This window comes from Bacillus sp. WMMC1349 (assembly GCF_013155385.1).
GTDB lineage: Bacteria > Bacillota > Bacilli > Bacillales > Bacillaceae > Bacillus.
Genome location: NZ_JABJUQ010000007.1, coordinates 1,428,311 through 1,443,303, shown reverse-complemented (window position 1 = coordinate 1,443,303; position 14,993 = coordinate 1,428,311). Strand labels below are relative to the sequence as shown.

The 14,993-nt window shown below is 39.3% G+C and carries 13 protein-coding genes and 1 other annotated feature; all 13 genes read right to left on the bottom strand.

What is annotated here, in order from left to right; genetic code table 11:
• Window positions 1-12: 12 nt before the first annotated feature.
• Window positions 13-375 carry a TraR/DksA family transcriptional regulator gene (locus HOO54_RS09690; RefSeq protein WP_172294696.1) on the bottom strand — a complete coding sequence of 121 codons (363 nt, stop codon included), beginning with the start codon at window positions 373-375 and terminating at the stop codon, window positions 13-15.
• A 151-nt stretch (window positions 376-526) separates the two neighbouring features.
• A complete protein-coding gene (gene ileS, locus HOO54_RS09685; protein WP_172294694.1) occupies window positions 527-3,289 on the bottom strand; it encodes an isoleucine--tRNA ligase in 2,763 nt (920 codons plus the stop codon).
• Between the two features lie 48 nt (window positions 3,290-3,337).
• Window positions 3,338-3,568 (bottom strand) — a binding site (T-box leader).
• Between the two features lie 62 nt (window positions 3,569-3,630).
• Window positions 3,631-4,125, bottom strand: coding sequence for a DivIVA domain-containing protein (locus HOO54_RS09680; RefSeq protein ID WP_172294692.1), 495 nt, complete (start codon window positions 4,123-4,125; stop codon window positions 3,631-3,633).
• 61 nt (window positions 4,126-4,186) lie between these two features.
• Window positions 4,187-4,963 carry a YlmH family RNA-binding protein gene (locus HOO54_RS09675; protein WP_172294690.1) on the bottom strand — a complete coding sequence of 259 codons (777 nt, stop codon included), beginning with the start codon at window positions 4,961-4,963 and terminating at the stop codon, window positions 4,187-4,189.
• Between the two features lie 93 nt (window positions 4,964-5,056).
• The gene (locus tag HOO54_RS09670) at window positions 5,057-5,326 is read right to left on the bottom strand and encodes a YggT family protein (protein ID WP_172294688.1); all 270 of its coding nucleotides are present in this window, start codon (window positions 5,324-5,326) and stop codon (window positions 5,057-5,059) included.
• 7 nt (window positions 5,327-5,333) lie between these two features.
• A complete protein-coding gene (gene sepF, locus HOO54_RS09665; RefSeq protein WP_172294686.1) occupies window positions 5,334-5,786 on the bottom strand; it encodes a cell division protein SepF in 453 nt (150 codons plus the stop codon).
• Entirely contained in the window at window positions 5,783-6,478 is a 696-nt protein-coding gene (locus tag HOO54_RS09660; protein ID WP_172294684.1) for a YggS family pyridoxal phosphate-dependent enzyme, read from the bottom strand. Before HOO54_RS09660 ends, sepF begins: the two co-directional genes overlap by 4 nt.
• 6 nt (window positions 6,479-6,484) lie before the next feature.
• The gene (gene pgeF, locus HOO54_RS09655) at window positions 6,485-7,324 is read right to left on the bottom strand and encodes a peptidoglycan editing factor PgeF (RefSeq protein WP_172294681.1); all 840 of its coding nucleotides are present in this window, start codon (window positions 7,322-7,324) and stop codon (window positions 6,485-6,487) included.
• A gap of 194 nt (window positions 7,325-7,518) precedes the next feature.
• Complete coding sequence (locus HOO54_RS09650; RefSeq protein ID WP_172294679.1) at window positions 7,519-7,752, bottom strand: YlmC/YmxH family sporulation protein; 234 nt, start codon at window positions 7,750-7,752, stop codon at window positions 7,519-7,521.
• Between the two features lie 153 nt (window positions 7,753-7,905).
• Window positions 7,906-8,685 (bottom strand): RNA polymerase sporulation sigma factor SigG, encoded by a 780-nt coding sequence (sigG, locus tag HOO54_RS09645; protein WP_172294677.1) that lies wholly within the window; start codon window positions 8,683-8,685, stop codon window positions 7,906-7,908.
• Between the two features lie 139 nt (window positions 8,686-8,824).
• Window positions 8,825-9,544: an RNA polymerase sporulation sigma factor SigE gene (gene sigE / locus HOO54_RS09640; RefSeq protein ID WP_172294675.1), complete on the bottom strand. Its 720-nt coding sequence runs from the start codon at window positions 9,542-9,544 to the stop codon at window positions 8,825-8,827.
• Window positions 9,545-9,573: 29 nt separating this feature from the next.
• Window positions 9,574-10,494 carry a sigma-E processing peptidase SpoIIGA gene (gene spoIIGA, locus HOO54_RS09635; RefSeq protein ID WP_172294673.1) on the bottom strand — a complete coding sequence of 307 codons (921 nt, stop codon included), beginning with the start codon at window positions 10,492-10,494 and terminating at the stop codon, window positions 9,574-9,576.
• A 172-nt stretch (window positions 10,495-10,666) separates the two neighbouring features.
• On the bottom strand, window positions 10,667-14,962 hold the full coding sequence (locus tag HOO54_RS09630) for a S8 family peptidase (protein WP_172294671.1): 4,296 nt from the start codon (window positions 14,960-14,962) through the stop codon (window positions 10,667-10,669).
• Window positions 14,963-14,993 lie beyond the last annotated feature (31 nt).

Genomic DNA, 14,993 nt, shown 5'->3' with positions numbered 1-14,993 from the left:
TCTTAAGGTACATTAATAAAGCGCCTCATGATATGTCTCATCGGTTTCAGCCCAAATAGGCAAAGTCTTTTTTTCGAATTGGGTTGGATATAAAAAATCATCTACTGTTCTTGCGGTCGGCAAAACAGCAAGCTTTGAGATCGGAATGATCTGTCCTGTTTCTTCGCAAATGCCATATGTTCCATTCTCAATTTTAGAAAGAGCTAAAAGTACATCCTGAAGTTCTTTTTTCACATGGTATATTAGAGTCGTCTGCTGATTTGAATTTGTTGCCTGACAATCTTGTTGGAAAAAGGAATACTCAAATAATCTTAATTCCAGTTCTTCCTTCATTTGAAGGAGTTCGATTTGAATGTTTGCCAGTTGTTCATTCATTATTAACATCAACTCCTGCTCTCTGATCTTTTGTCCTTTTAGTGTTACCGACAATTTGATCTCCAAGCACAAAAGATTTTTCCTGACGTTCAAAACGATGTCAGCATATCAAAAAAGCGGTTCGGATATCCGAACCGCTTTCCCTTTCATTTTAATAATATGTTTTTACAATCCCTGCACAGCGAGGACACAAGTCAGGGTGATCTGAATCTTGGCCGACTTCTTTAGAAACCATCCGGCATCTTTCACAAGTCTCTCCTTCAGCCTGAGCAACGATCACTTTGCCCGTTTCAAATGATTGAGCATCTTCCGGAGCTTCTGTGTCAGATCCACCGATTTTCACTTCAGAAACAATGAAAAGCTGTTTGATATCTTCTTTGATGGAAGACAGCAATGTTTTTGATTGCTCGTTTGGATAAAGCGTCAAGCTAGCAACTGAAGATTTTCCGATGATCTTTTCGTTTCGAGCCGTTTCCAGTGCCTTTAAGACATCATCGCGAACCTGCATAAAGCGATCAAATTTTTCTTCTGTTTCTTTTACATTTGGAATGTCTTCAGTTTCTGGCATATCGCTAAGCTGCACGCTTTTTTCTGTAACAAATGTGAAGTGGCTCCACATTTCATCTGCTGTATGCGGCAAGATCGGTGCAACTAACTTAACGAGTGCAAGCAATGTACGGTAAAAAACAGTCTGCATGCTGCGGCGATCTTTATGATCAGCATGTTCAATATAGACAACATCTTTTGCAAAATCCATATAAAATGAGCTGAGTTCGATCGCACAAAAATTATGAATGGTATGATAGACAGTTGAGAAATCATAATCATCATAAGCTTTTTTTACTTTTTCAATGATGTTGTTCAGTTTGATTAAAATATACTGATCAACTTCACGAAGTTCTGTGATTGCGACCGCATCTTTTGTTGGGTTAAAATCAGCAATGTTTCCATGAAGGAAACGGAACGTGTTCCGGATTTTACGATAAACTTCTGCAACTTGCTTTAAAATATCATCTGATACCGGGTGATCAGCTTGATAATTGACTGATGAAACCCATAACCGTAAAATTTCAGCCCCTAGCTGTTGAGCTACTTTCGTCGGATCTATCGTATTCCCAAGAGATTTACTCATTTTACGCCCGTTCGCATCAAGTGTAAAACCATGGCTCAAGACACTTTTATATGGGGCTTTTCCTGTGACAGCTACAGCTGTTGATAACGACGAGTTAAACCAGCCCCGATATTGATCAGATCCTTCAAGATATAAATCTGCCGGTCTTTGCAAATCTTCACGCTCTTCTAAGACTGCTTGATGTGATGAACCTGAATCAAACCATACATCCATAATATCCTGCTCTTTTGTAAAGTGTCCGTTCGGACTTCCATGATGTGTGAAACCTTCAGGAAGTAATTCGTTTGCTTCCTTTTCAAACCAAATGTTTGATCCATGTTCTCTAAATAGTTTTGACACATGTTCAATCGTTCCATCCGTAATGATTGGTTCACCGTTTTCCGCATAAAATACCGGAATTGGCACACCCCAAGCGCGCTGTCTTGAAATACACCAGTCACCGCGGTCGCGAATCATGTTATGAAGACGAGTTTCTCCCCATTCAGGTACCCAATTTGTTTCTGTAACTGCCTTAAGCAAATCTCCTCTAAAGTCTTTAATAGATGCAAACCACTGGGCAGTTGCTCGAAAAATCGTTGGTTTTTTCGTTCTCCAGTCATGTGGATATGAGTGGGTAATGAACTCCAATTTCAGGAGAGTGCCTTTTTGTTCAAGTTTTTCTGTAATCGGTTTGTTGGCCTCATCGTAAAACAGCCCTTCAAAACCAGGTGCTTCACTAGTCATATTTCCTTTTTCATCTACTGGGCAAAGAACATCAAGTCCGTATTGTTGACCGACTCTAAAATCATCTTCACCATGACCAGGAGCTGTATGTACACAGCCTGTACCTGCGTCAGTTGTTACGTGTTCTCCAAGCATAACGAGTGAATCTCGATCATATAACGGATGTGCCGCTAAAATATGTTCTAAATCTTTCCCTTTGACAGTCTGAGCAACTTGCGGATTTTCAAAACCGATTGTTTTTGAAACGGCTTCAACAAGTGCACTGGCGATCACATAGCGTGAACTACCTACAGCAACAATGCTATATTCAAGCTCAGGGTGAACACAAATCCCCAAGTTGGCAGGGATCGTCCATGGTGTTGTTGTCCAAATCACAATTTTATCGCCATTTGTTAAAACGCCTTTTCCGTCTTTAACATCAAACGCTACATAAATAGATGGCGAGCGTTTATCATGGTACTCGATTTCCGCTTCGGCTAAAGCGGACTCACTAGAAGGTGACCAGTAAACTGGTTTTAAACCTTTGTAAATATAGCCTTTTTTCGCCATTTCCCCAAACACTTTAATTTGTTCCGCTTCAAATTCAGGTTTTAAAGTAACATATGGATTTTTCCAGTCTCCTCTTACACCAAGCCGTTTAAACTGCCCTTTTTGACCTTCAATTTGTTCCCATGCATATTTTTCACAAAGCTTGCGGAATTCGGCAACTGTCATTTCTTTGCGTTTTACCTTTTTATTTTTCGTTAAGGCGGTTTCAATTGGTAAGCCATGAGTATCCCAGCCAGGAACATATGGTGCGTGATAGCCGTTCATTGATTTCCAACGGACAATAAAGTCTTTTAAAATTTTGTTCAGCGCATGCCCCATATGAATATCCCCATTTGCATATGGCGGTCCGTCATGCAATACATACATCGGTCTACCTTTTGTCCGTTCCTGAACAAGACGGTAAATGTCCATGTCTTCCCATTTCTGCTGAATTTCAGGTTCTCGCTTCGGCAGGTTACCTCTCATTGGAAAATCAGTTTTCGGCATTAAGAGTGTATCTTTGTAATCCATCTTCATTCCTCCAGAACTTTTTATAAAATAAAAAAACCTTCTCATCCCATAAGGGACGAGAAGGCTTTGCTCTCGCGGTACCACCCTTTTAGATAAGCTATAAGCATGCTTATCCACTCAACCATCGTAACGTGATGTAACGTTCTCTCCTACTGCATGTTTCAGAAAGAAAACTTGAGGGTTGATCGACATGAATTCAACAATCCCGGGCTTACACCATCCCCGGGTCGCTTTCATTGTCTTGGCGAATCAAAGTCTGTCCCTCTCAAACGTTTTTCATCTCAATTTATGAACGTATTATATGCGAACAGATGTAAGATTGTCAACATTGAAAAGAAATGTTAGTCTCTTTCATCAAAAACGGCATCCACTTCATACTCAAGTAAATGATCCCAATCATCGTTTTTCAGCAAATCAAGCTGTGCTTCAATCAACATTTGGAAGCGAGTTCTAAACACTTTAGACTGTTTCTTTAGCTCTTCAATTTCCATGGCAATCTTTCTTGACTTGGAGAGAGCTTCATTGATGATTCGATCGGCATTTTTCTCCGCTTCACGGACAATCAGTTTCGCTTCTTTTTCAGAGTTTCGTTTTACATCTTCTGCCGCTTCCTGCGCGATAAGAATCGACTTATTTAATGTTTCTTCAATTGTTGAAAAATGACCAAGACGCTCGTCCAATTCATTTACTTTCTCTTCAAGCTCACTTTTTTTACGAAGAACAATCTCATAATCCTTCCTGACTTGAGCGAGAAATTCATTTACTTCATCTTCTTCATAGCCGCGAAACGCTTTTGTAAATGTTTTATTATGAATATCATTTGGGGTCAAAGGCATACCAGCCACCTCCATTATTTTCTTTTATGTACAAATGAACAAGAAGAATCGGCAAAACGATTTATTTTTGTTTTGCAATTGTCAATCTCCATCTTCCTTTTTTTGTTTTTCCGTCAATATTTGTCAGTTTAAAGCGACCAAATCCTCGAACAGACAGCATATCCCCTTCAAGCAGTAAGTAAGAAGTGTCTTCGACAACCTTCCAGTTCACTTTTACAAGTCCGTTTTTCACTAAAGCCTGTGCTTTTTGCCGGGATTGTCTAGTTACTTGTGAACAAACTGTATCAAGCCTTAAAGATGAGACCGTGTCTTCCCTTATTTCGACATGTTGTTCAGCGATATGGAGCTCTGAAAGCGGAATTTTTTCAAGTCCGATTTTCATCCTTCCGATATGAGTGAGGTGGGAAGAAACATAATCAGCAATTTCTTCAGAACAAACGAATTGCCGTATATCCCCCGCAAATATAAAATCTCCAAATTTTTTCCGTTTGAGTCCAATTCCCATTAAAGAACCAAGAAGTTCGCGGTGTTCGATCGAAGCAAACTTATGCGGATAAATGACCTGAAAAGCTTGAATTTGATAGTCATTTATCAATGGTTCGGCATATTCAGGATAAAGAATGGCCCGCTTTCTTTCAGATTCTTGAAAACCACCGAACAAGCCGAGCTTCACTTCATCAGAATGACCGATAACAGAAGTTAGTATCACCTGTTCCCGCGGATCCAAAAAATCGGTCAGTTTTATTCTATATTGTTCCGTTACAACTCGTTTCCATTCGAGAGCTTGATCGATAAAGGGCTCTTCATCTTTTCTAAAATGCTGATAAATATCGTTCATCATCTGTCCTTTCTATGTAAAGGATCATTGGGGGGCGATCATGAAAAGCACACAAATGTTCAAAATCGCCGCCAACGAAGATTATCTCCTACTTTACATCGAAGTTAACAAATTGTGCACCATCCATAAACCCTGATCTGCAAATCTTAGCAGGAAAATGGCGACAACCGGGGAGATATCAAACATTCCAAGCGGGGGAATAATCTTTCTGAATGGTTCCAGATATGGCTCACAAACTGCTTCCAGCAACCTTCCGATCGATGATTCTCTCGCATTTGGGACCCAAGACATGAAAATGTAAATGATAAGGGCGAAAAAGTAAATGTTTAACAGCTTGCTTAAAATTAGAAATATTAGATCCATTTGTCATTTACCACCTCTGGTGTTCTTCTTCCATAAGCTCGGATATCGTGCCTGAGACATCAACATTATCAGGTGTGCATAAAAAGATATCAGCGCCGATCCGCTGAATATCTCCGCCGATGGCATAAACCGTACCGCTTAAGAAATCAACGATCCTTTTCGCCTGGTCATGCTGAATTCGCTGCAAATTGACGACAACAGCGCGACGATTTTTCAGGTGATCAGCAATCTCTTGAGCTTCCGCATACACCCGAGGCTCACATAATACTACTTTAGAAGATTTTTGCACACTTTGCAAACTGACGACATTCTGCTTCCCGGAAGCTTTTGACTGGTGGGCGGTGTTGTCTTTATATTCGTGCTCTTCAGGAATGTCTTCCCTGTCTGTTTCAATATATTCGTATTCATATTCCTCATCTTCTAAGGAAAAAAAGTTTTTAAACTTATTTTTAATACTCATCTTTGTCCACCTCCAATTTCATTACCGACTAGGGAAGATCCGATTCTGATAAATGTCGCACCTTCCTCAACCGCGATTGTAAAGTCATTTGACATCCCCATTGACAATTCACGACATGGAGCATTCCATTGTTCCAGTTGTTGAACATCATCACGCAGCTCCCTTAATAAACGAAAACAATTTCTAAGCTCTGTCTCGTTATCTGTAAAAGGAGCCATGGTCATTAATCCAATGATTCGAATATTTTCATGAGCAGTCAGTGCTTTAACAAAAGGAAGAACTTCTTCTTTTGTCATACCGTGTTTTGAAGTTTCTAAAGATGTATTGACCTGTACAAAACAGCTGACCGGTTTTTTGGCTCTTTTTTGTATTTCATCAGCTAATGAGAGTCTGTCTAAAGAATGGATATATGAAACATGATCAATGATCGTTTTTACCTTTCTTGTTTGCAGTGTACCGATAAAATGCCACACAGGTTGTTTATCTTTTAATATCTCCAACTTGTGAAGCAATCCTGTCTCCCGATTTTCTCCTAAATGCTTGATCCCAGCATCGAGCGCTTCCCGCGCTCTTTCAGGTGAGACATACTTTGTCACAGCGATGACAGATACATCCTTAGCAGTTCTGTCCGTTTTTTTACAGGCTTCGGTTATTCTGTCATGTATATATTGTAAATTAGTTTTCACATCCACCTGTAGCTAAACCTCCTTTAGTCCGATGAAAGACATCATTCGTCCCGTTTTCCCCTGGTCTCTGCGGTGGGAGAAAAACAAAGTATGTTCACAGCTCGTACATAATGAACTCACTTGAATCTGCCCATTCGGGATTCCCGTATGTAAAAGAAGCTGTCGATTCACCTCTTTCAGGTTTAAACGGTACTTCCCTTCTTTTATCGGCAAAAAAGCTTTTTTTTCATGCAGAAACGGAAGATTTCTTAGTTTTGATATGACATGATCGTCAACTGTATAACAACATTCACCGATTGCAGGGCCGATGATAACATGAATATCCTGAGGGTTTGAGCCTTCCCTGCTGACCCATGTTTCAACCATTTTGCTGACAATCTCCATGGTTGTTCCTTTCCATCCGGCATGTGCAATCCCTATTAACGAGCGAACAGAGTCGTAAAAATAAACAGGAACACAATCCGCAAAACAGAGGGCCAAAAAAAGATTCTTTTCACTCGTATAAAGCCCATCTGTCGCTTGTAACGCTGTTTCATATCGGAAAGCACCTTTCCCGCGATCCTCTGAAATCACTTTATGAATGTGGTTTTCATGAGTTTGATCGGCAAAAACCCAATCATTTAAATCGGTTTGAAGAATGCCCGCAATCTTTTGTCTGTTATTTGTGACATGCTGCTGATGATCGAGTACGTGCAGCCCTGTATTTAATGATTGAAAAGGCGGTTCGCTTTCACCGCCGTTTTTTGTAGTAAATCCGGCAATAAGTTCTCCGTCCGCTCTTCCGATTTCCTTCCAATCCTCAATAACAAGCATAGACGGAGCCTGAAGACGAAAGGGTTTATATGTACTCATGCTGATCAACCTTTCGACACAATTTTTTTCATGATATCGCTCCTATTTTAACACATCTTCTTGGTTTCGTTTAGTTTCGTCTCAAAAAACTAAACGAAATGTATTTTTTGAAATAATTTTTGTTAATATATGACGTTTAGTCATATTTAAGGCGGAATATTGAGGCTTAACATTGCGATGATTGGTTTTATTTTTCAATTCAAACGTACTAAAATGACATCTTCACCAATTTTAACTATATTTCGCCACGGAATAACAATTTCCTCTTCTTTTCCAAAAAATCCGAAAACTTTTCCTGTTCCCCCGATGACAACTGCCTGAATTTTTCCTGATGTGACATTGATGTCAATATCACCGATAGAGCCGAGTTTTTTTCCATTTGATACATTCACAACATCTTTCAACTGAAAAGTGGAAATGGTCATCATATTTAGTTAGCCCCCTATGTTTCTTATCCTTGTATGATTATATGAATGGCAGTCCCTTATTTAGACTGTTTTTCTAGCGAGTCTTTGCAGGGTTATAATATGTAGAGATATGATGGATTTGGCCATAATTAAAACCGCAGTTGATCTGCGGTTTTAATGGATATTCTTATTCATTTGTTTAATAGCGGCTTTTTCTAGACGTGATACTTGCGCTTGGGAAATACCAATTTCATCAGCCACTTCCATTTGTGTCTTTCCTTGGAAGAAACGTTTGCGTAGAATCATCTTTTCCCGTTCGTTTAATCGTCTCATTCCTTCTTTTAAAGCAAGTTCTTCTATCCATTGTGAATCTTTGTTGCGCTCATCGCTGATTTGGTCCATGACATAGATTGGGTCTCCTCCGTCGTTGTAAATAGGTTCAAACAATGATACAGGATCTTGGATGGCATCAAGAGCAAAGACAATTTCTTCATGGGACACTTCAAGGACTTTGGCAATTTCTTCTGCTGTCGGCTCCCTGCTTGTCTCACTAATAAGACGCTCTCTTACTTGCAACGCTTTGTACGCAGTATCTCGCAATGACCGCGATACCCGGATGGGATTATTATCTCGCAAGTATCGACGAATTTCTCCGATGATCATTGGTACAGCATATGTTGAAAACTTAACATTGTGGCTCAGGTCAAAATTATCAATTGATTTCATTAGTCCGATACAGCCAACTTGGAATAAGTCATCAACATATTCTCCTCTGTTGTTAAATCTTTGAATGACACTTAAGACAAGGCGTAAATTGCCGTTAACAAGCTTTTCTCTTGCTGAGCGGTCTCCTTCATCCTGCATTTGCTTGAATAACTTTCTCATCTCTTCATTCTTGAGTACGGGTAACTTTGATGTATCAACTCCGCAGATTTCCACTTTATTTCTCGACATCTTTTTCCCTCCCTACAGGAGCTGCTGTACAAGGAACAGTATCTCCTTGGGTAGGAAAAATATGCATTGCCGATTTCCAAAAATAAGAAAGCAGATGCTAAAACCCTAGGCTAGCAACGCTTCAATTTCGCTAAAAAAATTACACCATTTTATTGAATTCTTTTCTCAGCCTTTTGATAATTCTTTTTTCAAGCCGGGATATGTATGATTGAGAAATCCCGAGCATATCCGCAACGTCTTTTTGCGTTTTTTCTTCTTCTCCTACGAGCCCGAATCGGAGTTCCATGATTTGTTTTTCTCTAGCATTCAGCTGTTCAAGTGCTTTTTTTAATAGTTTTTTATCAACACTTGCTTCTATATCTTTTGTAATAATGTCATTTTCTGTTCCAAGTACATCTGATAGGAGAAGCTCATTTCCATCCCAATCAATATTAAGCGGCTCATCAAAAGATACTTCTGAGCGGATTTTATTGTTACGTCTTAAATACATCAAAATTTCATTTTCAATACATCTAGATGCATATGTAGCGAGTTTGATTTTTTTCTCAGGATTAAATGTGTTGACTGCCTTAATCAGACCGATCGTCCCAATGCTGATTAAATCTTCGATATTGATGCCTGTATTCTCAAACTTTCTCGCGATATACACAACAAGCCTTAAATTTCTTTCAATTAAAATAGCTCGTGCAGCCTGATCCCCATTTGGAAGTTTGTGAAGAAGTACCTGTTCTTCATCTTTGGATAATGGAGGCGGTAGTGCCTCACTTCCTCCAATATAGTAAATCTCATCACTTTTCAAGCCTAGTTTTGTCAATAGTTTGTACCAGAGATAGGTAAATCTTAGTTTTAGTTTTTTCATCTTCCTCCCCCTATTAAACTGAAAGTATTTTATGACACGTGTTGAACAACAGTTCCCGCTGACACCATCTTTGGATGAACAATCGCATCAAACTCACCATCAACAGATAACGGTGATGGACTAATACCAACCAAACAACTAGGCGATTCAAGCGCCTCCTTTTTCGTAAAAATCTGCACATGATCCGGTTTTAAGCAGATTAAAAATTGGTGTTGATGACCGACCCCCCGATACGGAATTAACCGAACCCGCTTGATATGATCAAGCTGTTCAATTGCATCAAGAGGACTGTTTTCCTTGATAACGGAAATCCCCTCTTCCCCAAGAATATTGTTTAACTTTTCAATATTGACAATCATCACAGGTGTTTTTGTAATCGGATCATAAAGCTGGTTTCCTGAATCAATCAGTCCCGTGAAAAATAGTGTTTGGTCAGCAAACTCCACTTGCAGACGCACCCGTTCTTCATATTGAAGTTTTTTCATCTCAACATCCTCAAAACGCTTTTTTGAAAACAGCCATATTGCGGGGAATCCAACAGCGACAAACAACCAACTGACAGGATCACCAAAACCGGACCAACTTGTCATGATGACACCGTTGTTCATGATTGAGTTTGTTTCAAGCAATGAATGTGCTCCAATGATCCCTCCTCCGATAAGAAAGGTAGCGAAATAGAAAGCAAATAAGTTTTGCAGAAAAAAACGGAACCGTTTAAAGCCAAATGTTACAATCACAATTAAAACAGAAAAAGAAAGCTTACCCACTGGATGAAGGACATATGGTGAGAAAGGGGTAAACATGAACAAAATGATGCTCGATGCGACAAACGCCCCCAGGATAAATCTCGACTTTTTTACCCTTCGTTTCAAAATAAAGGCGGTCATCATTAGTAGAAGCAAATCAAAACAAAAGTTTAATAACCAAATGACATCTAAATATATTTCCACATCCGTCCCCTCTCATGATCTCGCACCTGTAGACTGTTTTTCATAAGTATAAATCAAGCCCAAAGGTAAAGTCTGTCAGTTAGTGTTGCACAAGAGGTACATTTTTTAGGAAATTCATACTGAATTTGTCGATTTAAAAAAACGCTGCCTGAATTCAGACAGCGTTTTCTGTTTAATGAATATACAATTTTCCTTTTGCCGTTTTTCTTGCGATATTACCATAGTTGTCGCGGACAATGACTTCAATTTGCGCACCTTTTGCTTTTGAGCCTTTAGTGGCAGTCCAGTATCCTTCATACTTGCCTTTAGAAACCTCTCTCATTGGCAGTTCAGTCACGTTCTTCGAGGTGATATTAAAGTTTGTCAGCGGCATTCTAATGACAAAAACAGCATCTAAATGCGGATCACTTTCAAACTCTATTTTGACAGTTTCACCTGTTTTTAATCTTTTATTTTTAGTCGGTTTTAAATGTTTAATTTGTGGTGTTTTAAAGTTAACATCAAGCATCACTTTTTTAGTTGTTTGATTACCTGCAGCATCAGCCGCTGTAACACCAATATCATTTTTACCATGATCAAGCAGAATCCGAACTGAATATTTACCATTTTTAACGGTTGCTTTTTTGCCGTTTACTTTAACCGATTTTAAATGTTTATCCGAGACAGTACCTCTTACTGTCACTGCCTCTTTATTGAATTTTGCTCCGTGATGTGGTGAAGTGATGGTAAGCTTTGGTTTTGTTTGATCAAGTACAATCCGAACAGGAGCTGAAGCATCGGTTGTTCCCGAAGCGACAGATGCCTTAGCAGTGATGATGTTTTCTTCTTTATTTAATTGAATCTCTTTTGTAAATTTACCGTCTTTGTCAGTTTCTGTTCTACCAATTTCTTTGTTGCCATTAAATAGATGTACGGTTGTTGTTGGTGATGATGTCCCTTTGATCATCGTTTTCTTCTTGTTTGTGATCAACCCGTCTTTTGGTGATGTAATAACCGGTACAGCAACCTCATAATCAACTAAAGCACGAATCATCATATTCCCTTGTTCTGATGATACTTTTGACCAAGATCCATTAGTATATTCCCAGCTTCGACCAGAATAAACGCCATCTTCATCTGCACCAAGAGCTGGAGAATGATCTGCATCTTGTGTTTGAACACAGACAAGGTAAAAATCTTTTCCAACCATGATTCCTTTATCACTCAAATCAATGTTGGTCCATACTGAACCATCGCGAATCGCTTCCCCAGTAAACGGGCCAGCAATTTTTTTGCCCGGAGCCCCTTTTTCTCCTGAGGCATCATAAACCTCAACTGCAAATTTCGTTCCGCCCGGATTTGGAAATACTTCATCCCAGAATTTAAATAAACCACCTTTTAACATCGCTTTTTCCTTACCTTTATCTAAAGACATTTTTACAGCGGATGCGTTGCCTGTTTGATCAAAAACCCAACCATTTTCACTTGTTCCATCATCATAACCAATTTCTCCAGGATAGCCGATAAATGGTTCAAGCTCAACATTCTTGGTCATATCGCCTTTTAAATTAACTGTAAATTCACTGCTGTAATAGCCTTTTGCGATGACTTTGACTGTATATGAGTTTTGATAGGCAGTCAATGAATATCGTCCATGTTTATCAGTCGCCACTGGTTTTACGGCGGCATCTTCAATCAGATATAGTTTAGCATTTTCTATAGGTTCACCTGTTTTTTTATTTTTAACGATTCCTGACAGTGTCCCTTTCTCAAGTTCTTTCATTACAAAATGAATGTTCGTTGTTTGATCAGCCTCAATTTTGACAGTTTGCTTCTCAGATTCATACCCGTATGTTTCGGCTTGCATTGTATAAGTACCAGCCAAATGAGAGAGGTTATATTTTCCAGTTGCCGCACTTGAATAAGTTGATTTTCCAGTTTCAAGAACGCTGACTTTAGCTTTCAATGGGAGCATTGTTGGTAATGCTTTTTCTGTTTGAACTTTTTGCTGTATCATCTTTGCTGGTTTTGTTTTTTTCGGATCAATCGTTTGTTTTTTTGGTGAATGTTTCCTTTTTACTGAACGTTTTTCTACACCAAGCCGGTTTTTCTTTCCAGTCATTTTTGAATCTTTGACAAGCTCGACATCATCAATATAAAAACCGTCTTCTGGAAGACTGTCATCAGACTGAAGGTTAAACATGACCTTAATTTTTTGACCTTGATAGGCTGACAAATCAATTTTTTCGTCCATCCATTTTGAAGTCAAACCATTGTACTCAGCGGCTTTTACCCACTCTTCTTTATCTTCAGGTTGGATATAAACGAATCCGTAGTCAAAGTCCGCCTCTATTTGATGCCAATATTTAAATTGTAGAAAGAGTTTTTCTTTCTCAGGCACTTTTATAGGAGGCATGATCAAGTTCATATTTGCTCCATCATCATATGGTCCAGTCAGATTTGTCCCATATACTTGTTTTCCAGATGCGGCTGATTTCGGCCCTGATTGTGGAACACCCTGTTCCCATGAATTTTTCACTCCTGAGCTGATCCATCCTTTAACAGGTGTTTCAAAATCTGTTTTATAACCTGTTGTAATTGCCGGAGACACTGAGAGTTCATAAACTTTTGATTCTATTTGATTTCCACCATAATCTGTAACAATCCATTTATAGGAAAGTGCTTTTCCTTTAACAGAAGGAATGGTCGCTTCAAATGTTCCTTTTTTGTAGTCTCCCTCTGTTTGTTTGGCAGCTATTGTTTGCCAATCGGAAGAATCTGTTTTATAGCTCAATTTGACTGATGAAATGCTAATATCATCTTCAACTTCAGCGACAAGCGGTAGATCGGCACCAGAAAATACTTCTTTCACCCCTTCATGGGTTAACGTCGGCGCTTGACGATCTTCACCTTCTTTTCCAACTTTGCCTTCTACTGTCCCCAGTCCTTTTGTGACAGATGATACGGCATCAAATGCATTAACAAGTCCATGTCCAAACCCGTTGTTAGGTATATCACTAAATTTGTGATCAGTAAGAGGTGTTGCTGTATTTATTAGTATTTTTTCGATTTCATCAACTGAAAGCGATGAATTTGCTTGTTTAAGCAGGGCGGCTACTCCGGCAACATGCGGTCCCGCCATTGATGTACCATTCCACCCATCTTGATATCCACCTCCTGGGACAGAAGAGCGAATATTAACACCAGGTGCGGTAATCTCGGGTTTTACTTCATCATATGGTGATGGACCAAGTAAAGAAAAATCAGCCAAATGATTGTTAGTATCTGTCGCACCTGTTGCAAAGCTTTCAGGATAATTTGCTGGAATTGCAATTGAAGCTGGACCACCCGGGGTTGTTTCATCAACATTCCCTGCTGAAAATTCAGGAAAAATACCAGCAGCCCGCCAAGCCTTCACCATATCACGATACCATTCATCAAGACCGGCTTTGCCTGTCCAAGAATTATTGACAACATCCGGCGCCATTTCTGGATGAGGATTTCCTTCTTTGTCTTTAGGCGCTAAGATCCATTCACCTGCTTCCAGTAAGTCAACATCTGTAGCTCCGTCATTTGTAAAAGCTTTGACCGCAATCCATTTTGCGCCCGGTGCAACTCCAATTTGATTTTTCTTATTAGGCTCTGATCCGACCATTGTACCTGTCACATGTGTTCCATGTTCAAGGTCATCATATGGTTCAGGTTGTCCAGCAGTCGCATCAAACCAGTTGAACTCATGATTTGATTGATCAGGATGCTTAGGATTATATCCGCGATATTTTTCTTTGAGTGCAGGATGATCCCACTGCACACCAGTGTCAATTGTGGCTACAACTGTACCAGCACCGTCATACCCTATTTTCCATGCTTCTGGTGCGTTAATTTTGGAGATGTTCCATTCAATCCCTTCTTGAGCCGGGACTGATTTTTGTTTGTTCAATTTTTTGGAGGATTTGATAAGTTGTCTTGTTTCATTTGGTAACACCTTTTCTACTTCAGGAAAGGTAGCTACTTGTTCCATCACTTCTTTTGTCGCATGGACCGCCATACCGTTGACAATATAAAATGAGCGAATTTGATTAGCATTTCCCTTTTTCGCTTGTTTTTTAAGATAGTTTTTTAGATTGCTTTGTGTGTTATCCGCTTGGATTCTTAAAGAAGAAACCACTGCCGAGTGCTTTTGATATTCTAATTTAGCTGGGCTTAAAGATTGCTTTTTTGCTTTCTTTTCTGCTTGTTTTGCAACTTTTTGAGGATTAATCTGATCTTTTAATTTAATCAAAAAAGTGACTTTATCTGCTTTTTTGAATCGTTTCACAAGTGATTTCGAGATTTTTGCTTTGCTTGAAATGTGGTGTTTCACCTGATCTTTGCTAGAAGACAATAGCGGTGTCGACTCTCCAACAGATGCAACAGGCATCATTAACAATCCAATGAGAAGTCCGCTTAAAATGGAGCATAGTGCTTTCGTTTTCAGCATTCGTTTCAAAGAAAGTCCCCCTTTTTCAATTGAGAAAAGC